The sequence below is a fragment of the Corynebacterium sp. 20-84 genome, from assembly GCF_053479455.1.
Map to the genome: position 1 here is coordinate 1 of NZ_JBRBCB010000006.1, position 22,807 is coordinate 22,807.

General features: G+C 62.6%; 15 protein-coding genes and 2 pseudogenes. 5 read left to right on the plus strand and 12 right to left on the minus strand.

Annotation, left to right across the window (positions count from 1 at the left end; all coding sequences use genetic code 11):
• Positions 1-94: pseudogene (locus ACUY2Y_RS05685) on the minus strand (terminase gpP N-terminus-related DNA-binding protein); the annotation flags it as partial.
• A 32-nt stretch (positions 95-126) separates the two neighbouring features.
• On the opposite strand from ACUY2Y_RS05685, the pseudogene ACUY2Y_RS05690 reads away from it, so the two are divergent.
• The 3 genes and pseudogenes from ACUY2Y_RS05690 to ACUY2Y_RS05700 form a co-directional block, all read left to right on the plus strand.
• Positions 127-1,518: pseudogene (locus ACUY2Y_RS05690) on the plus strand (MmgE/PrpD family protein); the annotation flags it as partial.
• Between the two features lie 74 nt (positions 1,519-1,592).
• A complete protein-coding gene (locus tag ACUY2Y_RS05695; protein ID WP_448325179.1) occupies positions 1,593-2,744 on the plus strand; it encodes a bifunctional 2-methylcitrate synthase/citrate synthase in 1,152 nt (383 codons plus the stop codon).
• Positions 2,745-2,881: 137 nt separating this feature from the next.
• The gene (locus ACUY2Y_RS05700; RefSeq protein WP_448325180.1) at positions 2,882-6,322 is read left to right on the plus strand and encodes a pyruvate carboxylase; all 3,441 of its coding nucleotides are present in this window, start codon (positions 2,882-2,884) and stop codon (positions 6,320-6,322) included.
• Positions 6,323-6,491: 169 nt separating this feature from the next.
• Here ACUY2Y_RS05700 and ACUY2Y_RS05705 read toward each other — a convergent pair whose 3' ends face one another.
• From ACUY2Y_RS05705 to ACUY2Y_RS05750, 10 genes are all read right to left on the minus strand, one after another.
• Complete coding sequence (locus ACUY2Y_RS05705; protein WP_210573772.1) at positions 6,492-8,015, minus strand: ABC-F family ATP-binding cassette domain-containing protein; 1,524 nt, start codon at positions 8,013-8,015, stop codon at positions 6,492-6,494.
• Between the two features lie 376 nt (positions 8,016-8,391).
• Entirely contained in the window at positions 8,392-9,030 is a 639-nt protein-coding gene (locus ACUY2Y_RS05710) for a DUF305 domain-containing protein (RefSeq protein ID WP_448325181.1), read from the minus strand.
• Between the two features lie 76 nt (positions 9,031-9,106).
• Positions 9,107-9,940: a carbohydrate ABC transporter permease gene (locus ACUY2Y_RS05715; protein WP_448325182.1), complete on the minus strand. Its 834-nt coding sequence runs from the start codon at positions 9,938-9,940 to the stop codon at positions 9,107-9,109.
• Positions 9,937-11,064: a carbohydrate ABC transporter permease gene (locus ACUY2Y_RS05720; protein ID WP_448325183.1), complete on the minus strand. Its 1,128-nt coding sequence runs from the start codon at positions 11,062-11,064 to the stop codon at positions 9,937-9,939. Before ACUY2Y_RS05720 ends, ACUY2Y_RS05715 begins: the two co-directional genes overlap by 4 nt.
• A 142-nt stretch (positions 11,065-11,206) precedes the next feature.
• A complete protein-coding gene (locus ACUY2Y_RS05725) occupies positions 11,207-12,457 on the minus strand; it encodes an ABC transporter substrate-binding protein (RefSeq protein WP_210573762.1) in 1,251 nt (416 codons plus the stop codon).
• Between the two features lie 301 nt (positions 12,458-12,758).
• The gene (locus tag ACUY2Y_RS05730) at positions 12,759-13,238 is read right to left on the minus strand and encodes a GNAT family N-acetyltransferase (RefSeq protein WP_296146514.1); all 480 of its coding nucleotides are present in this window, start codon (positions 13,236-13,238) and stop codon (positions 12,759-12,761) included.
• 152 nt (positions 13,239-13,390) lie between these two features.
• Positions 13,391-14,776: an NAD-dependent succinate-semialdehyde dehydrogenase gene (locus tag ACUY2Y_RS05735; RefSeq protein ID WP_448325184.1), complete on the minus strand. Its 1,386-nt coding sequence runs from the start codon at positions 14,774-14,776 to the stop codon at positions 13,391-13,393.
• 110 nt (positions 14,777-14,886) lie between these two features.
• A complete protein-coding gene (locus tag ACUY2Y_RS05740) occupies positions 14,887-16,440 on the minus strand; it encodes an APC family permease (RefSeq protein ID WP_448325185.1) in 1,554 nt (517 codons plus the stop codon).
• Positions 16,427-17,368, minus strand: a complete 942-nt coding sequence (locus ACUY2Y_RS05745; RefSeq protein WP_448325186.1) for a universal stress protein — start codon at positions 17,366-17,368, stop codon at positions 16,427-16,429. Before ACUY2Y_RS05745 ends, ACUY2Y_RS05740 begins: the two co-directional genes overlap by 14 nt.
• Before the next feature lie 11 nt (positions 17,369-17,379).
• Positions 17,380-18,876, minus strand: coding sequence for a flavin monoamine oxidase family protein (locus ACUY2Y_RS05750; protein ID WP_448325187.1), 1,497 nt, complete (start codon positions 18,874-18,876; stop codon positions 17,380-17,382).
• A gap of 113 nt (positions 18,877-18,989) precedes the next feature.
• On the opposite strand from ACUY2Y_RS05750, the gene ACUY2Y_RS05755 reads away from it, so the two are divergent.
• Complete coding sequence (locus tag ACUY2Y_RS05755) at positions 18,990-19,664, plus strand: TetR/AcrR family transcriptional regulator (RefSeq protein WP_448325188.1); 675 nt, start codon at positions 18,990-18,992, stop codon at positions 19,662-19,664.
• Positions 19,665-19,670: 6 nt separating this feature from the next.
• Here ACUY2Y_RS05755 and gabT read toward each other — a convergent pair whose 3' ends face one another.
• Entirely contained in the window at positions 19,671-20,999 is a 1,329-nt protein-coding gene (gene gabT, locus ACUY2Y_RS05760) for a 4-aminobutyrate--2-oxoglutarate transaminase (protein ID WP_448325189.1), read from the minus strand.
• A 141-nt stretch (positions 21,000-21,140) separates the two neighbouring features.
• Here gabT and ACUY2Y_RS05765 point away from each other — a divergent pair, with 141 nt between their 5' ends.
• Entirely contained in the window at positions 21,141-22,694 is a 1,554-nt protein-coding gene (locus ACUY2Y_RS05765; RefSeq protein ID WP_448325190.1) for a PucR family transcriptional regulator ligand-binding domain-containing protein, read from the plus strand.
• Positions 22,695-22,807 lie beyond the last annotated feature (113 nt).

Sequence of the window (22,807 nt, forward strand, 5' to 3'; positions counted from 1 at the left end):
AACCAAGTTCACGGACGGTCTTGGTCACAGATTGAGTGCGTTTGTAAACCTGGAGAGCTCTGCGTCGCTGCTCCTTGGTGTATGAGCGGTTCATAATGGAATCCTCCAAGATTCCGTCCGCATCCCCAGATGATCATTAACCGGATCATCGACAATGCCGCCGTCGCGGTGGCCTCGGTGGTGCGCCGGCCGGTGACGTCGGCACGGGTGATGGCGCAGGCACATCCCGTCGATAAGCATGGCGCTTCTGTTTTCGGCGTGGATGGGCGCTTTTCTGCTGAGTGGGCGGCGCTCGCGAACGGCACGGCCGTGCGTGAGCTGGACTACCACGACACATTCCTGGCCGCGGAGTACTCGCACCCGGGCGATAATATTCCGCCGCTGCTGGCGGTCGCTCAGCACAAGGGGCTGGACGGCAAGACGCTGATCCGCGGCATCGCCACCGGATACGAGATCCAGGTGAACCTAGTCAAGGGCATCTCGCTGCATGAATTCAAGATTGACCATGTGGCGCATCTGGGGCCGAGTGTGGCAGCGGGCATCGGCACCATGCTGAATCTGGATGTGGACACGATTTACCAGTCGGTCGGTCAAGCGCTGCACACCACGACGGCCACGCGCCAGTCGCGCAAGGGGCTGATCTCTTCGTGGAAGGCGTACGCCCCGGCCTTCGCCGGAAAAATGGCCATCGAGGCGGTGGACCGCTGCATGCGCGGTGAGGGTGCGCCCGCCCCGATATGGGAGGGTGAAGACGGCGTCATCGCGTGGATGCTGCACAGCCCGGACCGCACCTACACGGTGCCGCTGCCTGCGCCGGGGGAGGAAAAGCGCGCGATCTTAGATACCTACACCAAGGAACACTCCGCTGAATACCAGTCGCAGGCGCCGATCGACCTGGCGCGGCGCATGAAACAGACCATCGCCGACGCCGGGCGGAAGACGGCGGAGATCGAGTCCATCGTCCTGCACACCTCGCATCACACGCACTTTGTCATCGGCACCGGAGCGAATGACCCGCAGAAGATGGATCCGACGGCCTCGCGCGAGACGCTCGACCACTCGATCATGTACATCTTCGCCGTCGCGCTCGAGGATGGCACCTGGCACTACCGCGACTCCTACTCGCCGGAGCGTGCCGGCCGCCCGGAGACGGTGGAATTGTGGCGCAAGATCTCAACCACGGAGGATCCGGAGTGGACGCGCCGTTACCACTCGACGGATCCGAATGAGAAGGCCTTCGGCGCCAAGGCAGTGATCACGTTTAGCGATGGGGAAGTGATCGAGGACGAGCTGGCTGTGGCGGACGCGCACCCGCTGGGTGCACGGCCGTTCGCGCGGGCGGACTATATCGCGAAATTCCGCACGCTTGCCGACGGGCTGGTCAGCGCCGACGAGCAGGACCGCTTCATCGCTGCGGCGGAGAACCTGGAAAACCTCACTGATCTGAACGAGTTGAATGTCCGCCTGACCGACGAGGCGCTTGCCACCGCGCCGGCGACACCGGAGGGCATTTTCTAAACACCCACGCAGGGCCTGGATAAAACCAGGCCCACTTTTTCACTCAAATAAAAGTTTTGTAGAGGAGAGAAACTATGTCGGAGCAACCAGGAATCCGCAAGGGCCTCAACGGCGTCATCGCCGATTACACCGAAGTGTCCAAGGTCAACCCGGAGACGAATTCGCTACTGTACCGCGGCTACCCGGTGCACGAGCTGGCCAACAACGTCAGCTTCGAGGAAGTGGCCATGCTGCTGTGGAATGGGGAATTGCCGAACGAGGACGAACTGCAGGAGTTCTACGACGTGGCGCGAAGCCGCCGCGGGCTCGACGAGGAGCTTATCGGCGTGATTGAGGCGATGCCGAAAGACTGCCACCCGATGGATGTGCTGCGCACAGCGGTGTCATTTCTGGGCACGCGCGACCCGGAGAAATTCACCCCAGATTCCGACCACATCCGCGATATCGCGCTGACGCTGTTGACCAAGCTGCCCACCATCGTCGCCCTGGATATCCGCCGCCGGCGCGGGGAAGGCTATATCGAGCCGGACACGAGCAAGGGGTACGCGGAGAATTTCCTCTGGATGGTCTTCGGTGATGGGGAAGGGTCGCCGGCGACGATCCCTTCGGATATCGAGGCCTTTGAGAAGTCGATGATCCTCTATGCCGAGCACTCCTTCAATGCCTCAACATTCACCGCCCGCGTGATCACCTCGACGCAGTCCGACACGTGGTCGGCGGTCACCGGTGCGATCGGCGCACTGAAAGGGCCGCTGCACGGCGGCGCCAACGAATTCGTCATGCACAACATGGTCGCCATCGGCGACCCGGCGAAGACCGAAGAGTGGACCCTGAACAAGCTGAAGAATAAAGAGCTGGTCATGGGGTTCGGCCACCGCGTGTACAAGAAGGGCGATTCGCGCGTGCCCACGATGGAGGAAGCCTTCAAGAAGCTCGCTTCCGAGCACCCGGAAAAAGACGGTGCGAAGTGGGTGGAGATGTACGACATCATGGCGAAGACGATGTACGAGAATACCTCGATCAACATCATGCCCAACCTGGATTTCCCGGCGGGCCCGGCGTATTACATTCTCGGTTTCGACATTGAGTTCTTCACCCCGCTGTTCGTCATGGCGAGGATCACCGGCTGGACCGCGCACATTATCGAGCAGTTCGAGAACAACACCATTATCCGTCCTCTGGCCGCTTACAACGGGCCGGCCGAGCGCCACGTGCCGGGGGCATAAAGGAACCTGGATCCACAAAGCTGGATCCACCGCAGGGCAGGGCGGTGGGAGAGTAGTCGAGGTCACAGGGCTTGTGGGGTGCTCAGCCTTTAAGATCGGTGGGTGTACTGCACCTATCTGATTCAGGGGAGAAATCCATGACTGGTCCTGACCACACGGCCGGAACCGAAGCGGCGCACCTGCCCACATTCAACAAGATCCTCGTCGCTAACCGCGGCGAGATCGCGGTGCGCGCTTTCCGCGCGGCCTTCGAGACGGGCGCCAAGACCGTCGCGGTGTACCCGCGCGAGGACCGCCACTCCTTCCACCGTCCGTTTGCGGATGAGGCAGTTCAGATCGGCGACGAAGGCCAGCCAGTCCGCGCCTACCTGTCCATCGATGAGATCATCCGCGCTGCCGAGAAGACTGGCGCAGATGCGGTCTACCCGGGCTACGGCTTCCTCTCCGAGCGCGCTGACCTGGCGCGGGCGTGCAAAGAGCGTGGCATCACCTTCATCGGCCCGACCGCCGAGACGCTGGATCTGACCGGCGATAAGGCCGCCGCGGTCCGCGCCGCGGAAGAGGCGGGCCTGCCGGTGCTCAAGGATTCCGAGGCCACCACCGACATCGACGAACTGGTCGGCTGGGCGGACGATTTCGAGTTCCCCGTCTTCGTCAAAGCTGTGTCGGGCGGCGGCGGAAGGGGTATGCGCTTCGTCGATAAGCCAGAAAACCTGGCCACGCTGGCTGCGGAAGCATCCCGCGAAGCTGAAGCCGCGTTCGGCGATGCGAATGTGTACCTCGAGCGCGCCGTGATCAACCCGCAGCACATCGAGGTGCAGATCCTGGGCGACGCCTCCGGCGACGTCATCCACCTCTTTGAGCGCGACTGCTCCGTGCAGCGTCGCCACCAGAAGGTCGTGGAAATCGCTCCCGCGCAGCACATCACCGACGAGCAGCGCGAGCGGATCTGCCAGGATGCGGTGAATTTCTGCCGCCAAATCAACTACCAGGGTGCTGGCACCGTCGAGTTCCTGGTGGACGAGCACGGCAATCACGTGTTCATCGAGATGAACCCGCGCGTGCAGGTCGAGCACACGGTGACCGAGGAAGTCACCGGCGTGGACATCGTGAAATCCCAGATGCACATCGCTGCGGGCGCGTCCCTGGAGGAGCTAGGCCTGCACCAGGACGAGATCACACTGACGGGCGCCGCGCTGCAGTGCCGCATCACCACGGAGGACCCGAATAACGGCTTCCGCCCGGATTCCGGCGTGATCACCGGCTACCGTTCCCCGGGTGGTGCCGGCGTGCGATTGGACGGCAGTATCTCCGTTGGCGGCGAGATCACCCCGAATTTCGACTCCCTGCTGGTCAAGATGACCTGCCGCGGCAAGGATTTCGAGACCGCGGTGGCGCGCGCCCGCCGTGCGCTCAACGAGTTCTCCGTCAACGGCGTGTCCACCAATATCGGCTTTTTGCGCGCGCTTTTGAGCGAGCCGGACTTCATCAACAAGCGAATCTCCACCAGCTTCATCGCGGACCACCCGCACCTGCTCGAGGCACCCGCGGCCCCGGACGAGGCCGGCCGCATCCTCGAGTACCTGGCGTGGACGACGGTGAATAAGCCGAACGGCCCGCGCCCGACGAATATCCGTCCGAGCGAGAAGCTGCCAGAGCTCGACTACGAGTCCACCCCGCGCGGCGCGCGCGACGAGCTGCGCGAGCTCGGCCCGCAGAAGTGGGCGGAGAAACTGCGCGGCCAGACCGCGCTCGGTGTTACCGACACCTCCTTCCGCGATGCGCACCAGTCGCTGTTGGCCACCCGCGTGCGCACGAACACGCTGGTTGCCGCGGCCAAGCACGTCGGCCACCTCACCCCGGAGCTCACCTCCGTTGAGGCGTGGGGCGGCGCGACCTACGACGTGGCCATGCGCTTCCTCCACGAATCGCCGTGGACGCGCCTCGAGGAGCTGCGCGACGCGATGCCGAATATGAATATCCAGATGCTGTTGCGCGGCCGCAACACCGTCGGCTACACGCCGTACCCGGATTCCGTGACCAAAGCATTCGTGAAGGAAGCAGCATCCACCGGCGTGGACATCTTCCGCATCTTCGACGCGCTTAACGACGTTTCCCAGATGCGCCCCGCCATCGACGCTGTGCTGGACACTCAGACCACCGTGGCCGAGGTCGCCATGGCGTACTCGGGCAACCTGATGGACCCGAATGAGGACCTGTACACCCTCGATTACTACCTGCGCCTGGCAGAACAGATCGTCGAAACCGGTGCGCACGTTCTGGCCATCAAGGACATGGCCGGCTTGATGCGCCCGGCGGCGGCCGCGAAGCTGGTCTCCGCCCTGCGCGAGCGCTTCGACCTGCCGGTTCACGTGCACACCCACGACACCGCCGGCGGCCAGCTGGCCACGTACCTCGCCGCCGCCAATGCCGGTGCCGACGTAGTGGATGTGGCGTCCGCACCGCTGGCTGGCACCACCTCACAGCCGTCGATGTCCGCTCTGGTCGCCGCCTTCGCCAACACCGAGCGCGACACCGGCCTGTCGCTGGAGGCCGTGAGCAACCTCGAGCCGTACTGGGAAGGCGTGCGCCAGCTCTACGCCCCGTTCGAGTCCGGCATCCCGGGCCCGACCGGCCGCGTCTACCGCCACGAGATCCCCGGCGGCCAGCTGTCCAACCTGCGCACGCAGGCAGTGGCGCTCGGCCTGGGCGACCGCTTCGAGCTCATCGAGGACTACTACGCCGCGGTGAACGAGATGCTCGGCCGCCCGACCAAGGTGACTCCGTCCTCCAAGGTCGTCGGCGACCTGGCGCTGCACCTCGTCGGCGCTGGCGTGGACCCGGCGGAGTTCGCCGCCGACCCGCAGAAATTCGATATTCCGGATTCCGTCATCGGCTTCCTCCGCGGCGAGCTGGGCACCCCTCCAGGCGGTTGGCCGGAGCTGCGCGACCGCGCTCTCGGCGGACGCAAGGAGACCCCGCAGCTCAACGAAGTGCCAGACGACCTGGCTCAGGACCTCGAGTCCGATAACCACCGCGTCCGCCGCGCGGGGCTGGACAAGCTGCTGTTCCCGAAGCAGTACGCCGAATTCCTGGAGCACCGCCGCACCTATGGCTTTACCGACCAGCTCGGCGACAAGACATTCTTCTACGGCCTCCAGGAGGGCGAGGAGACCATGATCTGGTTCGGCGACCTGGAAAAGCAGCAGACTCCGCTGGTGGTGCGCCTCGACGCCGTGGGCGAGCCGGACGAGAAGGGCATGCGCCACGTGATCATCAACGTCAACGGCCAGATCCGCCCGGTCACCGTGCGCGACGAGAACGCCGAGTCCTCCGTCGCCGAGGTGGAAAAGGCTGACGCGTCCAACCCGAACCACGTCGCCGCGCCGTTCGCCGGTGTGGTCACCGTGACCGTGAAGGAAGGCGACACCGTCTCCGCCGGCGACCAAGTCGCGTCCATCGAGGCAATGAAGATGGAAGCCTCCATTTCCGCCCCGAAGGACGGCGTGGTCGAACACATCGCCTTCACCCAGGCCACCAAGGTCGAAGGCGGCGACCTCGTCGCCGTGATCCGCTAAGGGCCATGGCAGCGTAGCGCACAGAAAAAGCCGCTAGGCGCCGTCCCAACTACTGGGGCGGAACCTAGCGGCTTTGTGCTGTGTAGGGGGGGGAATGTCGGCGAGAAGGGGTCGAATACCCCAAATAGTTCCCTGGTCGGGAACTATTTTCGGGAAGAGGCCCATAACATCAGGTCAAATCATCGATGGAAACTTCCCTGTCAAGGTTCATACGCTCACAGAAGTCTTCGTCGTGGCTGACGAGAAGAAGCGCACCTGCATAACTCTCAAGAGCGGAGACAAGCCAGTTCACGGTTGAGATATCGATGTTGTTGGTGGGCTCGTCGAGAAGCAAAAGCTGCGGAGCAGGCGACGAAAGAAGAACACGGGCAAACTCTACGCGGAAACGCTCACCACCCGAAAGCGTTCCGATAGGCGCGTGCACAGTCTCATTCTGAAACAACAATTGCGCGAGTTGGTCCCGAATATACTGCGGATCAGCAGACGCGTTGGCCTCCGAGACCAACTCCAAAACTGACCGGTTGCGGTCAAGAACAATGCGCTGCCGGAGGTACCCCACATTCCCAATCACGTACCCCGCGCCTCCGTCTGCAACAGAATTGAGCAGGGTCGTCTTTCCGCTGCCGTTCGGTCCAGTGATCCGGACACGCTCGGGGCCTACAACAGTGAGTTCTGGGATTTCCACAACGCGGGTTCCGTTCGGAAGCGCCGTACCGGGAAGCTCAATGTACACTTGTTGATCGTCGCGGACCTTGTCTTGCGCGTGACGATACTCAGCGAGAGACGACTCCACAGACTCGGCATGAGCCGCACCACGCCGAGCAGCAGTCTTCTCAGACCGATCCTTGTCCAGCCCCATCGCCATGCCAGGTTTACGATTGTTAGCAGCGAACTTCCTTCCGCGACGAGCGTCCCGAGCAATGCGTGTTTGCATCGCCTCACGCTCTCGAACCTGCCTACTGTGAATCGTCTTCTTTTCCCGCACCTCCCGCATCGCTGCATCCTGTTCATTGGCCAGAGCTTCACGGTAGGCGGAGTAGTTACCGGGGAAAAGTCGTAGCTTCCCGTCGTGAAGTTCTGCAATCTCGTCCACGGAATCCAACAAGTCGCGATCGTGGCTCACCACAATCGCAGGAACAGTCGATTTGGAAAGAGAGCGGATCAGCTGGGCTTTCGCTTCCACATCGAGGTTGTTCGTGGGCTCGTCCATGACAATGAAATCGGGGTTGTCAGCCATGAGCGCAGCTAGTGCAACACGAACAGCCTCTCCACCGGACAGGGTAAATAGCGGCCTATCCAGGTTGAGCTCGAGGCCATGAGCTGACAACACAGCCCGAGTCTCTTCGGCAGCATCCCACCGGTCACCGATGAGCTCGAACAACTCGGGATTGAACTGGCCACCTTCGATGGCGTTGATTGCCTCGATGATTCCGGTGATCCCAAAGACGTCTGAAACCGTAGTGTCCGGTTGCAGTCCAAGATCCTGAGGCAGGTAAGCGATTTTCGACGGGCGTTCGACCGAACCAGTGCTCGGTTGTAGCTCGCCGAGGATGACCCTGATCAGACTCGTTTTTCCGGAACCGTTATCGCCGATCAGGCCGGTCAGGTGACTTGAAAATATGGCATTTAAGTCCGAGAAGCAGAGGGTTCCGTTAGGCCACTCGAGGGAGACGTTATTCAGGGAAATAGGCATGCTCATTCAACTTTCTGTTTCGTGTTAGGCGGAAACACGGAATTTGAGCACGGCCTATTCCTTCCTACGGGGACAGTTCCTCGTCGAGACTATGACAGTGTCCGTCGGGGGTCAAGGGGTTTGCGCTGCTGAAAGTCGGGATAGGTGATGGTTGAAGGTGGATCGCGGTTGACAGATTGCAGCGGAATCTGTCAGCGACCGGCATCGTGCCTGGTTAGAAATCGACCCTGACAAATTTTGTGAAATATGTCAGGAGTGGGACTCAACTCCCGTAGCGGGCGGGCCTGCAAAATAGTTCACGGGTGAGCCTTGAAGCCGGGAACTATTTCGCCTCTCCGGGGAGCCGACCTGGGGGGAGAGGGAAGAGGAGCGAACTCTACTTGAGCAGCTCTTCCATCTCCTTCATCTCCGCGGTCTGGACGTCGACCATCTCCTGGGCCATGTCGCGCAGCGGGGCGTAGCCGCCGTTGTCGATCTGGTCCTGCGTCATGGGGATGACGTGCTCGTGGTGGTAGTGCATCATCTCCAGGAAGGTGGTGCGCAGCTCGTCGCCTTCCAGCGAGGCGAATTCTTCGAGCTCCTCGGGCTGGAACATGCCGTTCGCGATGTGGGCCGAGTGCATCTCCATGTCGTCCTGGATGCCCCACTCGTCGGCCCAGGCGCGCATCTGCTCGTTCTCGCGCTCCTGACCGTCCTTGATGCGCTGAGCCAGGTCGCGGACCTCCTCGTCGTCGACATCGGATTCAAGCAGCACGTCGGACATGTCGATGGCCTGCTGGTGGTGGGGGACCATCATGCCGAGGAAGTGGACGTCCACCTCGTTGTGTGTCCCTTCCGCCTCGTCCCCGCCGCCGCTGAAGGCCCCTCGAATCGTCGGGCTGAGCGCGGTGATCAGCAGCACGAGCGCGGCGATCACGGCGAGGGCGATGATCCACGGCTTGCGGTTCGGCCGCGTCAGCTCGTCGGATTCAGTGGCACGGACATCAAGTCCATTATTGAGTTCTTTGTCTGCCATTGGCATTCCCTTTCAGTCTTCAGGGTAAGCCTAGCTGTCAGTCCCAGGTCAACGCCACAAAAGTGGGGCAGGCCACTTATCCCTTCACACCGCCGGCGGTCAGACCGGAGACGATGCGGCGCTGGAAAGCCAACACCATGAGGATCAGCGGGATGGTGACCAGGGAGCCGGCGGCCATGATCGCCGCGTACGGGTACTCAAAGGCGTTCGGGCCGGAGAAGCGGGCGATCGCCACGGTGACTGGCTCGGTGGCGTTGGTGGACAGCTGGCGGGCGAGCATGAACTCATTCCACGTGGCGATGAACGCGATGATCGCTGTGGTGAAAATACCCGGCACCGCCAGGGGCAGCAGCACGAGGCGGAAGGCCTGGCCGCGGGTGGCGCCGTCGACACGCGCTGCTTCCTCGAGCTCCCACGGCAACTGGCGGAAGAACGAGATGAGCGTGTACACCGTCAGTGGCAGCGCGAACGAGATATTCGGAATGATCATGGCGCGGTAGGTGCCGATCCACCCGATGTCGCCGAAGAGCTGGAATAGCGGGGTGACCAGCGCGATGCCGGGGAACATCGATGCGGCGAGAATGATGCCGGTGACGATGCCCTTGCCGCGGAAGTTCAGACGCGCCAGCGCATAGCCGGTGAACACGCCGACAACAACGGCGAGCGCGGTGGTGATCAACGAGATGATCAGCGAGTTCATGATCGCGCCGAGGAAGTCGTTGCCCTTGTCGGTCGCGAGCGCATCGCGGAAATTCTCCAGCGTGACGTGCGTGGGCCACGGGGTGGTGTCGAAGGTGTGGTTCTTGTCGCGCAGCGCGGTGACCAGCATCCAGTAGAAGGGCGCGAGACCCCACACGAGGATGAAGACCACGCCGATCTTGTGGCCGATATTGCCGAAATTCTTCTTCATCGCGCTGCCTCCGTGCTCGTCGTCGCTGCGGCCGCGGCAGGAGCCACAACATCATTGCCGTCAGCGGATCCATTCTTTCTCCGCTGTTTCTTCGCCTGCTTCTTCGCTTCGCGTTTCTCCCGCCGAGCGCGGGTCTGATCGCCGCCGACATCGGCGCCGCCGAAGCGCACCATGAGGAAAGCGACAGTGAAGATGAGAAGGAAGATCAACGTGGACAGCGCGGAAGCGGAGTTGAAGTTGTTTTGGCGCATGTCCTCGACCACCAGCTGGGAGATCGTGGCGGTAGGGGAGTTCGAGGACCCGGAGATCATGATCACCGGCAGGTCGTACATGCGCAGGGCGTCGAGGGTGCGGAAGAGGATCGCGACCATCAGCGTCGGGCGCACCAGCGGTAGCGTGATGCGGGTGAAGGTCTGCCACGCCGACGCGCCGTCGACACGCGCGGCTTCGTAGACATCCTTCGGGATCATCTGCAGGCCAGCGAGGATGAGCAGCGCCACGAACGGCGTCGTCTTCCACACATCCGCGATGATCACCGCGATACGCGCAGCCCACGGGTCCGTCGTCCACGCGATGGACTGGCCGAGCAGCGAGTTCACGATCCCGTTGGGCGCGAACATGAACTGCCAGAGCTTCGCCGTCACCGCAGTCGGAATCGCCCATGGGATGAGCACGGCCGCGCGGATCAGCGCGCGCACGCGCGACGGGTGGTTCATGATCAACGCCATGACCATGCCCAGCACGGCCTCCAGCGCCACGGTCACCACAGTGAAGAACAGCGTGATGCCCAGCGCCGGCCAGAAGTCCGTGGCCAGCACGCCGGGCGGGCATTCACCGATGGTGCCCGACGGGCTCATGCACCGGTTCTGAATCCAGTACAGGTAGTTGTCCAGCCCCGCGAAGCCGCCGTCGACGAAGACGCCGGTGGATGGGTCAAGATGGCGGTTGGCTTGGAACGACAGCCAGATGGCGCGCAGGATCGGGTAGCCGATGACCACGGCCAGGACGATCAGCGCCGGGGTGACCAGGCCCCACGCTTTGCCCGCATCGCTGCGGGAGCGCGTGTTCTTTTCAGCGGGTTCCGCGTTTTCCGCAGCTCCGCGCCGCTTGACGACGGTACTCATGAACTCTCCTTAACAACCAGCACGCGCAAAGATGCGCGCTTCGCGCATGGTGCAGGCCCTGAAACAAACAGAGTCTGCAGCTTCGGTCCGTTAAAGCTAGACCGAATCTGCAGACTGATTTTAAACTGTTGCGCCCGCCGTTTTACTGGGCGGCTTGCTTGATCGCGGCGGACATATCCTTGGTGGCGTCGTCGACGCTCTTATCGGCGGTCAGTGCCGCATAGGCGTTGTCCTGGATCGCCTTGGAGATCGCCGGGTAGAACGGGGAAACCGGACGCGGCTTCGCGTTCTCGAGGGATTCCTTGAGCGCCGGCAGGTACGGCTGCTCCTTGATCAGCTCCTCGTTGTCGTAGATGGACGCGAGCACCGGCGGGAAGGATGCCTTGGCGAAGGAGAGCTGGTTTTCTTCGCTGATGATGAACTCGATGAAGTCCTTGGCGGTCGCCTTGTGCTTGGAGTTCACGTTGATGCCGTTGTTGTAGCCGCCGAGCGTGGACACGCCGACTCCGGATTCACCGACGAGCGGCTGGACTTCGAAGTTCAGGCCCTTCTCCTGCGCGTTGGCGAACATGTACGGCCAGTTGATGGCGAGGGCGGTCTGGCCCTCGGTGAAGGCCAGGTTGGTCTCCTCCTCGGTGGCGGCGGTGGAGCCCTTGGCGATGGTGCCGTCCTTGTACGCGTCGACCAGTGCCTGCAGGCCAGCCTTGGCCTCGTCGGACTCGACGGTCGGCTCACCATTGTCATCGATCACGGTGCCGCCCCAGCCGTTGATGAAGCCGAGAGCGTTCACGGTGAGGCCCTCGTACTGCTTCAGCTGGGTGGTCAGGCAGTCGCCCTCGACGGCCTCGCAGGCGGACTTGATGTCGGCGAAGGTGTCCGGCTTGGAGTCGACCTTGTCCACGTTGCGGAAGAGCAGCTGGCCATTGGTGTTCTGCGGCAGCGCGTAGAGGGTGTCGTTGTAGGTCGCGGACTCGACAGTGGACTGCAGGAGCTTGGAGGTGTCCACCTCGAAGTCGCCCTCGAGCGGCTCGAGCCACTGGTTTGCCGCGAAGTCAGCGGTCCACACGACATCGAGTGCCATCACGTCGTAGTCGGAGTTGCCTGCCTGAAGCGACTGCACGAGGGTGTCGCGCTGATCGTCAGCCTCACCGGCGAGCTCCTTCAGAGTCACCTGCTCGTCCGGGTGCTCCGCATTCCACGCATCGATGATCGGGGTCAGCTTGTCCGTGTCATTGCGGCCCATGGCGAAGGTGATGGGGCCTCGCTCGCCGGCGCCTTCCGAGCCGCCGTTGGAGCCGGAGGAATCGCTGGAGCATGCTGCGAGAGTAGTAGCGGACAGTGCGATTGCGCACAGCGCTGCGCCAGTCCGACGACGGGTTGCGTGAAGTTTCATGCGTAGACCTTTCAGATAGGAGGTTTCCCCAATCTTAAATAACGTGTGCCTTGAAACCGGGATTCAGTGAACTTTCAGTGAACAATCCTGCAGAAATGCCACACCCGTCACCCCCGACCCGGGGGGTTTCATTCCGGATGAGGCCCGTTTGGTCGCAGCCGTCACACGCGGAACGTGGATTTCTCCCCGTCGTGCACCCCGCGGTTAGGGGGGGAGAGCCAGCCACGTGCAGCGCGTGCAATACGAAAACCGCCGCGGCCCGAAAGCGGGCGCACGGCGGAAAATCGGTGATGGTGAGAACTTAGACCAAGTCGCGGTACATCACGTTCGGGTTCTCCTTGGTGGGAATGAAGCCGAACTTGTCGTACACGTAGCGCGCACGCTTGTTTTCAGGCATGACCTCGAGCGCAATGCGCTTCGCGCCCTGGTCGATGGCGAGCTCGCACACGGAGTGCAGCAGCACGGCACTGAGGCCGTAGCCGTGGGAGCGCTCCTCCACAGCGAGGATCAGCTCCGGCACGTCCGGGCCCAGGTTGGCCTCGCTGGTCTTGTCGCCGTTTTCCCAGTAGCGCAGCCAGATACCACCGGCCGGGGTCTGGTCCTGGTCGTGGGCGATCCAGCCGCCGTCATCCTCGGGCGACCAATCGTCGACAAATGCCTTGACCTTCTCCTGGCCGCTGCTGAGTCGCTTGGACTCGTCTCCGAACACATCTGCCAAGTAGTACAGACGACGGATGTAGGTGCGGTCCGATTCGGTGGCGGGCTTGAGTCTGAATTCCATAAACACCAATTGTAACGAAACGCACGACCAATAGACGCCACTTATGGGACTCTAATTATCTGTAATGACATCGAAAACTGCCCCTTCGTCTCTGGTTTCCGCGACAGCGGCAGAGACAAAAGGGCAGTGGCAGTAGTGAGGGGACGGGCTGTTTAGTCCTCTTCGAAGTACAGCTGCTTGTTGACGAATTCGTCCATGCCCAGCGGTCCGAGCTCGCGTCCGAAGCCGGAGCGCTTCACGCCACCGAACGGAATCTCTTCGCCCTCTCCTGCGGGGGTATTCACATTCGCCATGCCGGAGTTGATCTGGCGGGCGATTGCGCGTGCGCGCTCCGTGTCCTGGGAGAAGACGGCGCCACCGAGGCCGTACTGGGTGTCGTTGGCCAGCTCGAGAGCCTCCTCGTCGGAGGAAACCTTGAAGACGAGGGCGATCGGGCCGAAGAGCTCCTCGCTGTACACCGAGTTTTCCTTGCCTAAGTCGGTGATCACAGCCGGGGCGTAGTAGGCGTTGTCACCGAGGCCGCCGCCGGCGCGAAGCGTTGCGCCTTCCTTGACGGCGCGGGTGACCTGCTCGTCGAGACGCTCGGCGGCGTCGCGGGAAGACAGCGGGGAGTAGATGCCGTTCTCGCCAGCTTCCTCAGGCGTGCCGGGCTTTGCTTGCTCGACGAGCTTGACCAGCTCGTCGACGAACTCGTCGTAGATGTCGTCCATGACGATCATGCGCTTATTGCCGTTGCAGACCTGGCCCATGTTGTAGATACGGGTCTCCCACGCCAGCTCAGCAGCGGCCTTTACGTCGTCGGTGTCCAGCAGCACGTAGGGGTCGTTGCCGCCGAGCTCCAAGACTGCCTTCTTCAGGTTCTTGCCTGCCGTCGCGCCGACAGCGGCACCGGCGCGCTCGGAACCGGTCAGCGAGACGCCCTGAACGCGAGGATCTTCGATCATCGTGGTGATTTGATCGTGGGAGGCGTACACGTTCTGGTACACGCCCGCGGGGACACCAGCATCCTTGACGATCTTCTGGATCGCGGCGGAGGACTCCGGACAGATCTCAGCGTGCTTGAGGATGATGGAGTTTCCGTTCATCAGGTTCGGCGCTGCGAAACGTGCGACCTGGTAGTAGGGGAAGTTCCACGGCATGATGCCCACGAGGGCACCGAGCGGGAGGTGACGGATCATAGCAGTGCCGCCGTTGAAGCTCTCGATCTTCCGGTCAGCGGCGAACTCTTCGCCGTTATTCGCGTAGTAGCGGAAGATATTGGCGGACAGCTCCACCTCGTCAATGGCGTGGGGGCGCGACTTGCCCATTTCGCGGCCGATGATCTCCACGAGCTCGTCCTGGCGCTCGTCGAAAAGCTCGGCGATGCGCAGCACGTACTTCTTGCGCTCAGCAATGTCGAGGGCGGACCATTCTTTGAAGCCCTTTTCCGAGGCGGTGAGAACCTCCTGGATCTCATCGTCGGTAGCGGTGGGGAAGGTCGTGATGACCTCGCCGGTGGCCGGGTTTTCTACCCGGTAGGACATATCTTTCTCAGCCATGTTTCTCCTTAATTCGTAGAGCTTTCGATGTCTGTGTTCGTTATCTGTGTTCTTTTGTGCGGCCCAGTGTAGGGAGGCGTCCTGTGAATCAGATGTGCCTTGTGCGCTGCCTAGATGGTCAACATCTCGCCTTGCTCATCGTCTTCAGCCGTGGTCCGCGGCAGGGTCTCGTTGCGGAAGAACGCCGGGTGCCGCAGGCGTGTGAACAGCATGAGCACGGCGCCAAGCAGGAGGATGCCCATGCCGAGCACGAACACGGTTCCCACGCCAAAGATCGAGGAGCCGGAGCCGTAGGACGGATCGATCGAGTCGAATGCGGTGACGAAGAACATCGCCAGAAGCATCGTGCCGCCGATCAACGGCAGCAAGAAGCGGAAGATGAAGCCGCGCACCGAATCCGTGATCTCCTTGCGGAAGAACCACACACAGGCAAACGCGGTGATGCCGTAGTAGAAGCAGATCATCAGGCCCAAGGCGGTGATCGTGTCCCACAGTGCATTTTCCGACGCGATTCGGGTCACGGTGTAGAACCCGCCTGCCGCGATAGCGGAGGCAGCAGTGGCCACTGCCGGGGTGTGGAATTTCGGGCTAATCTGCGCGAAGATCGGCGGCAGCGCCTTGTAGAAGCCCATCGCCAGCAGGGTGCGGGCAGGACCGACCATCGTCGACTGCAGGGAGGCGAATGAACTCGCCAGCACCGAAATCGACATCAGAATCGCCCACGGTCCCATGACCGGGCTCGCCAGCGCGGCGAAGATCGATTCTTGGTTCTCCGGGTTGCCGGCGCCCAAGCCGGTGTCGCCGGTGCCTGCCCAGGCCACGACCGCGACAGCGGTGAGGACATAGACGGTGATGACCACGAGCACGGTGAGCGTGGCCGCGCGGCCCGGGGTCTTCTCCGGATCCTTCGTCTCCTCGTTCATGGTCAGGGTGACATCCCAGCCCCAGAACATGAAGATCGACAAGGAGATGCCAGCTGCGACTGTGGAGAAGTCACCGATGGTCAGCGGATTGAACCAATCCGCCTCAACCGGGTGAAAATCGAAGCCTTTGCCGTGGTACGCGTTCCAGAGCGCCATTCCGCCGAAGAGCACGAGGGTGAACAGCTGCAAGGCGACCAGGAAGTACTGGAGTTTCTCCGTGGACTCGAGCCCGCGGTACGAGATGTATGCGGCGACTGCGAGCAGCGCGATCGTCGTCGGAATATTCACCCACAGGTTGCGGGTGAGATCCGCGATCGCCTCATTTCCGGTCAGCTGGGCGAGCAGAATATAGAAGAAGTCCACGGCCACAGCTGCGAGATTCGACAGCACCAGGATCGTCGCGGTGATCAGTCCCCATCCGCCCATCCAGCCGACCCAGGGGCCGAATGCTTTCGTCGCCCACGTGAACGAGGTTCCCGAGTCGGGGACTCGGTTATTCAGCTCGCGGTAGGCGAACGCGACGAGCAGCATGGGGAAGAAACCCAGCAGCAGGATAGCGGGGACGTGGTCGCCGACTTCAGAGATCGTCGGGCCGAGACCGGATGTCAGCGTGTACGAGGGAGCGATGCAGCTCACGCCGATCACGACGGCGCCGATGAGGCCGACGCGTCCTGTGATGAGGCCCTTTTCGCTTTGCGACGGCTGGTGTGCCAGGTTCTCTACCTTCTTACGCATGCTCATCACCCGCCTTATCGGACTCGTCTTTCTTTTCCAGTGCGGGAGTGATCACGAGCGGAATCGGCAGGGTGCGAAGCACCTTCGCAGCGCGCGGACCCATGAACACTCGGCCTGCAGTGGCCAGGCGCGACGACCCGGCGAGCAGGATTTCGTCGTCGTTCCACTCCAGTTCGGTGGCTGCCTCAGCGACCGTCTTTCCGGTGACGATCTCGGTGGAGGCAGACCCGGCGTCGACAAGCTGCTTTGCTTGTTCCGCGAGGTAGCGGTTCGCATTCGCCTCGATGTTTTCCAGCACCTTGTGGCTGACTTCCTGGTTGAGCGCGCCTGCGTCTTCCTGGGTGAGGAAGGAGATGAGGCGGAGCTCGCTGCCGGACTTCTTCGCTGTCTGGATCGCTGTGTCGATCAGCTCGTGCGATCCGGAGAGCGTGCCGAACATGCAGGAGATGCGGCTGATGCGCTCCGGAGCCTCGTAGCGCGGCGGTGCCAGTGCGACGGGGATCGACGACGAATGCAGCAGCGTGTTCGCCGACGACCCGATGCTGAACCGACGGAGCAGTCCGCCACCGCGGGTCCCCAGAATGATCAGGTCGCAGTCCAGTTCCTTCGCAGTGCGGTGGAGTGAGCGTGCAGCGTCGCTGCCCGACACGACCCGGCCGGTGGCGTTGATCTCGTCGGGAACTTTCGCGAGTGCGTCTTCCAGCCATGTGCTCAGCTTGCGGCTGATCACCGTCTCATGCGCCCGCGTGTGCGGGTACGTGCCGGAATGTGCCTCGGAGTGGGGGACGACCATCGCGATTTCGAGGTCGGCATTCCAACTCCGAGCCAGGCCGATGCCGAGGTTCAAGGCATCGCTGCCGGACGGAGTGGCGAGGTATCCGACCAGAATCTTCGCCGGTCCCTGGTCAGTGGGTTGTGGTGACGGCTGTGTCATATCACCTATTCCTATCCGTTATCGAGGATGGCGTTCGCAGCGCGCTCGCCCTGGCGGATAGCGCCATCGACGTGCTGGTAACCCTCGTCGGCGATATCGGAGCATGCGAAGTGGATCGGTCCGACCGGCTGGTTCTGCAGGTGGCCCCAGCGGGACAGGCCGCCCAGGTCGTAGCTGGTGGCGTAGGCACCACGGGTCCACTCCTCAGCAGCCATGTCGGAGAGGTAGAACGCGATCGGCTCCATGGTCTCCGGCCCCAGGTACTCGGCCATGGCGGACAAAATGCGCTGCTTGCGCTCTTCCTCCGGCAAGTGCCACATCTCCTCGGCGTACACATCGGAGACGAAGCCCACGAGCGTGCCGTAGGTGTCCTCCTCGCCAGCGGTGCCACCAGCGATGTTCTGGCCGCGGTTGGTGTTGTCGTAGACCTCTTGGACCAGACGGCCGCCGCCGAAGCCGGTGCCGGACAGGCCCTTGTCGCGCCAGAAGGGCGTCTCGTAGATGGCGTGCACCTTGATGACCAGGCCCATGGAGATGTGCTGGTGAGCGATATGCAGGTCGCGCGGCATCGGCGGGACGTAGGAAATGCGGTTGTACAGGTTCGGCGGAACAGCGATGACGACGTTCTTGGCGCGGACGGTCACCTGCTCGGAGACGACGGTGACCTCACCCGGCTCGCCGTTGTTCGGGATGCCGTTGCGCACGTCCGGCTTGACGTTGTTCAGGCTGTCTTCGGTGGACGGGTCAGGCTGGGCCCACTGGATCTCACGGACCGGGGTGCCCAAGAAGACATCGTCGCCGAGCTCTGCGGCCAGGGTCTCGGAGACGGACATCATGCCGCCTTCGACACGGCGGTCGAGGATGAAGTCCTCATCCACGAGATTGGAGAAGGAGCCGGCGGAGGCGGCCATCAGCACGGCCTGCAGGGCGGAGAACGTGAAGGACGGCTTGGTCAGCATGCCGGAAGCGACGTAGATGGAGATGTTGTCGATCGCCTCTTCGTCGTCGGACTGCTGCTCGAGCCAGTGACGGAAGGAGATGGAGTCGAGCTCCGCGGCCTTCGGGTGTGCCCACGGCTCCTTGGCGCCGATCTCGGCTGCCAAATCGTCGAGAATCTTGATCAGTTTGTCCATCTCGGCCTGGGTGCTGTCGGCAGCCGGAAAGACCGGGCCCTCGTACTCGTGGCGCTCACCGTTGGGGGAGAGGTAGATGGACTTGCCTTCGCGGTAGCGCTGGAAGGTGGACAGGCCCAGCTCGTCGACAAGCTCGATGAGGCGGGTCTGGTCGGGGGAGATCCACTGACCGCCGAGCTCGACGAAGTGGTCGACGCCGTTGTCGTCGCGCACGCGGCCGTTCCATGTGCGGCCACCGACTCGCTCGCGCGCCTCGAGGACGGCAACGGACTTGCCAGCCTTGGACAGGGTGCGTGCCGCCATCAGACCTGCAGGGCCAGCGCCGACGACGACAACGTCGCGCTCGATTTCTGTGCGTTGTGCGCTAGGATTCATGCTTCTGCTCCTGTTCTTGAGGCCGGATGGATCCGGCCGTCGCGGGTAATGAACGCCATTCATTAATGGTGTGATTCAGGATACATTCGAGTACGGGTCGAAGAAAGGGTCACATGGGAAATGAACGCGGGCGCCCCGCCGAACCCCTGGTCAGCCGCGAAAAAATTGGTTTTGCGGCACTAAGTATTACCTCCGAACGGGGCTACGAGGCGTTGACAATGGCCGCGGTAGCTCGCGAAATTGGAGTGGCTCCCAGCGCTTTGTACAACCACATCGCGGGCAAGGAAGAGCTGCTCTACTTGCTACAGGACGCAGTCATGCAGCTTGTCGACGTCACATCGCTGCAGCACGCCATCGCCGCAGGCGAAGGCTACCGGGAGGCGCTCGAGGCGTGGGCACACTCTTACCGCGATGTGTTCGCCGGGCATACCCCGTTGATCCCGGTCATCGCACGGCAGCCCATCGGCGATTCGCCACGTACCCAGGAAATGTACGAGATCGTCGCTCGTGCAGTCTCTGCCGCCGGCTGCCCGCACGAGAAAGTGATGGAGCGCATCATCGCGCTCGAATCCTTCATCTATGGCTCCGCATGGGATGCCACTGCGCCGGCGGACCTCTTCGATCCTGCCGCGATTTCCCCGGAACACTCGGAGTTGCGCCGAGCAGCGGATGCCATGCGTGCCCGGGCAGCAAAAAAGGGTCAGCATGACGCTAACCCTTATGCCGACCAGCCCTTTGAAGCCGGTCTGAAAGACCTGTTGGACGGAATTACGGATCCGTCCAACTAGTTGTTATTAGGCGTTGTTGCGCACGGCCTCAGCCATGACGCGCAGGCCGTCGCGGAGCAGCTCCTCCGGGATGACCAGCGACGGCAGGAGGCGCACGACATTTCCGTCGAGGCCGCAGGTGAGGATGAGCACGCCGGCAGCCTTGCATTCGGCAGCGACCTTGGCGGTCAGCTCAGCGTTCGGCTTGCCGTCCTTGGTGACGAGCTCCATAGCGATCATCGCACCACGGCCGCGGATCTCGGCGACCTCGTCCAGCTCGGTCAGCGGATCGAGCTCCTCGTGGATGATCTCGGCGATCTCCTTGGCGCGCAGAGCGAGGTTGTGCTCCTTCATCTCCTCGATCGCGGCGATAGCGGCTGCGCAGGCCACCGGGTTGCCGCCGTAGGTGCCGCCCAGGCCGCCGGCCATCGGGGCGTTCATGATCTCGGCGCGGCCGGTCACGGCGGACAGCGGCATGCCGCCGGCGATGCCCTTTGCGGTAGTGACCAAGTCCGGCTCGATGCCTTCGAAGCTGGAGGAGAACCACTCGCCTGAGCGGCAGAAGCCGGCCTGGATCTCGTCGGCGACGAAGACGACGTTGTTCTCGCGGCACCAGTCGACGATGGCGGGCAGGAAGCCTTCAGCAGGCTCGATGAAGCCGCCCTCGCCCTGGATCGGCTCGATGACCACGCAGGCGAGGTTCTCGGCGCCGACATTCTGCTCGAGGAAGCGGATGGTGCGCTCAGCGGCTTCCGGGCCCTTCAAGCCGTCGCGCAGCGGGTACGACATCGGAGCGCGGTGCACCTCGCTGGCGAACGGTCCGAAGGTCGACTTGTACGGCTTATTCTTCGCCGTCATGGCCATCGTCAGGTTGGTGCGGCCGTGGTAGGCGTAGTCGAAAACGGCCACACCCGTCTTGCGGGTGTGGGAGCGGGCGATCTTCACGGCGTTCTCCACTGCCTCCGCACCGGAGTTGAATAGGACGGTGCGCTTCTCGAAATCGCCTGGGGTCAACTCGTTGAGCAGCTCAGCGACCTGCAGGTAGCTCTCGTAGGGGCTGACCATGAAGCAGGTGTGAGTGAAGTGGCCGGCGGCATCGGCGACTGCGCTCGCAACACGCTTATTGGAAGCGCCCACCGAGGTCACAGCGATGCCGGATGCGAAATCGACGAAGGAGTTACCGTCGGCGTCGACAAGCACGCCACCGTCGGCGTCGACGATGTAGCCGGGCAAGCCCGGGTTCAAGGCGGAGGCCACGCTCGCTGCGCGGCGCTTGTCCAGTTCTGCGCTTGCCGGTCCCGGCAGCTCGGTGTCGATTCGACGGACCTGGGGGAGGCGGTACTCGAGATCCTGCATGGTGCGGGTTCCTTTCCAATTCAATCCAACGGGCTGCCCGAAAACGGACAGTGGTTTATGGCTGTAGTATCCGTCCCCCGCCCACCCTCAAAGCAACCGACACAGTGTCGATCTTCTTTGTGAAACTTCTACACTGTGTCCATGGGCAAGGATGTGCTTGACGACGCACGAAGCGGTCATCCCGAGTGGGAGACCGCCGTTGATCTGCTAGATCTCAGTTGGTTGTACGGAATCAGAGCTTTAAACCTCGACCCCGTAGGAGACCTCAGGCGGGGGCGATTCGAGTCCGTCCAAGCCAGTGAGATTGTGGAGACCGCTGAGTTCTTCCGGCCTTTCTCTGTCATTCTCACGTTGGGCCTGCGCATTCAGCCGGACGATGAAGCAGGCATCGCTCACTACGTGGAGCAGTTGAAGGATTCTGGGGTGGCTGCGCTTGGCTTCGGTACGGGGCTGCAGCATGCCGAGATTCCTCCCGCCCTCATCCGGGCCTGCGCCGACGCGGCTCTGCCGCTATTCGAGGTGCCGCGGGCGACTCCTTTCGCATTGATCTCAAAGGTGGTGGGGGAGGAGTACGCGCGATTGCAGGCAGTCGCGGCCAACGAGATTCTCGAGGCTGCGGAAGGTCTCAACCGCGCAGCGTGGAATGGCGGAGTCGATGCACTCGTTGGACGCACCCGGACAGCAGTCGGCGCCGATGTGCTGATCGGGGACAACACCGGCAGGATCATCTCCTCAGCCCCCGCGAAGCCGACGGAGCGCGCGTTGAAAGCCCTTCGTCTGGCCGTTGCCGATAACGGGCGGAGCCGCGCGTACCGGACGGAGAACCGCACCATGATCGTCCAGCGGATGCGGGCGATGGGAGGAAAATACTTCGTCGCTGTGGTGGATTCCCCGCGCCCTCTGCCGCCGCTCGCGCGCAGTGCCGTGAAGCATTTCGTGGGGCTCGCGGAAATCGTGTTGAGAGATCCGCAGGCGCTCAGGAGTGCGGAAACGCAACTGCACGGGTCGGCCCTAGAGACTTTCCTCGAAGACCAGGAGGCTTCGCTGGCAGCCGCGCGTTTGCTGGATCGTGCCGCGGACGCTGACGGGGCTGTCGTCCCAGTCGCGATTGTCGCCGCGAATAAGGCCGCCTCTAACAGGTCGCTAGCTCGTCTGGATGAAGGGCTCAATCTGCGCGACAACCCGTTGGCGCATGTGCGACTCGCCCCGGACGGCTTCGTGTTCTTGTCACGCGGGGTGATCTCCGAGGCCGTCGTGACGGATCTTTTCGGTGATTTCGGGGCCCGGCTGCGCGTCTTGTCCGGTCGGCAACAGCCCTGGCGCGAGCTAGGCCGTGACGAGCTGCAGGCATTGCTCGATCGTGCGCGCTCGCTTCCCCCGGGCACCGTCGACGAATATGTTCCTCGACGGCTCGACTGGACGGAAGACACGGGGGTCAGGCAAGTGCTGTCCCGCCGCTATAAGGAAGTGCTTGCGCCGCTCGCAGAGGATGACCCAGCCCTGCTCGATGCAGTCCAAGCCTATTTGGTGCATGGTTGCGAGATCCGTGCTGCCGCTGAGTCTCTCAGCATTCACAGACACACCCTGAAGGCGCGGATCGACCGCGCCGAGCAACGCTACGGGTTGCCTTTGGATGACCCGCTCGGCCGCGCGGAGATTCTTGTGCTGCTCAACACTGCGGGATCGAACTCCTAGCACAGGAGTTTGGCGTTTTCAATGCCCCTGAACGGGGGCGTGCGGCAACCGTACGCTGAGTAGCCTGCAGCGGTATAGCGTGTTTTCGAGAAAAGGCTGGCGTGAGCCAGTTC

Bases quoted from the DNA above. Each gene is read 5' to 3' on its own strand.
- ACUY2Y_RS05710 (WP_448325181.1), bottom strand. From the start codon at position 9,030: ATGGCAGACAAAGAACTCAATAATGGACTTGATGTCCGTGCCACTGAA.
- ACUY2Y_RS05695 (WP_448325179.1), top strand. From the start codon at position 1,593: ATGTCGGAGCAACCAGGAATCCGCAAGGGCCTCAACGGCGTCATCGCC.
- ACUY2Y_RS05725 (WP_210573762.1), bottom strand. From the start codon at position 12,457: ATGAAACTTCACGCAACCCGTCGTCGGACTGGCGCAGCGCTGTGCGCA.
- ACUY2Y_RS05700 (WP_448325180.1), top strand. From the start codon at position 2,882: ATGACTGGTCCTGACCACACGGCCGGAACCGAAGCGGCGCACCTGCCC.
- ACUY2Y_RS05740 (WP_448325185.1), bottom strand. From the start codon at position 16,440: ATGAGCATGCGTAAGAAGGTAGAGAACCTGGCACACCAGCCGTCGCAA.
- ACUY2Y_RS05765 (WP_448325190.1), top strand. From the start codon at position 21,141: ATGGGCAAGGATGTGCTTGACGACGCACGAAGCGGTCATCCCGAGTGG.
- ACUY2Y_RS05730 (WP_296146514.1), bottom strand. From the start codon at position 13,238: ATGGAATTCAGACTCAAGCCCGCCACCGAATCGGACCGCACCTACATC.
- ACUY2Y_RS05750 (WP_448325187.1), bottom strand. From the start codon at position 18,876: ATGAATCCTAGCGCACAACGCACAGAAATCGAGCGCGACGTTGTCGTC.
- gabT (WP_448325189.1), bottom strand. From the start codon at position 20,999: ATGCAGGATCTCGAGTACCGCCTCCCCCAGGTCCGTCGAATCGACACC.
- ACUY2Y_RS05720 (WP_448325183.1), bottom strand. From the start codon at position 11,064: ATGAGTACCGTCGTCAAGCGGCGCGGAGCTGCGGAAAACGCGGAACCC.
- ACUY2Y_RS05705 (WP_210573772.1), bottom strand. From the start codon at position 8,015: ATGCCTATTTCCCTGAATAACGTCTCCCTCGAGTGGCCTAACGGAACC.
- ACUY2Y_RS05735 (WP_448325184.1), bottom strand. From the start codon at position 14,776: ATGGCTGAGAAAGATATGTCCTACCGGGTAGAAAACCCGGCCACCGGC.
- ACUY2Y_RS05755 (WP_448325188.1), top strand. From the start codon at position 18,990: ATGGGAAATGAACGCGGGCGCCCCGCCGAACCCCTGGTCAGCCGCGAA.
- ACUY2Y_RS05715 (WP_448325182.1), bottom strand. From the start codon at position 9,940: ATGAAGAAGAATTTCGGCAATATCGGCCACAAGATCGGCGTGGTCTTC.
- ACUY2Y_RS05745 (WP_448325186.1), bottom strand. From the start codon at position 17,368: ATGACACAGCCGTCACCACAACCCACTGACCAGGGACCGGCGAAGATT.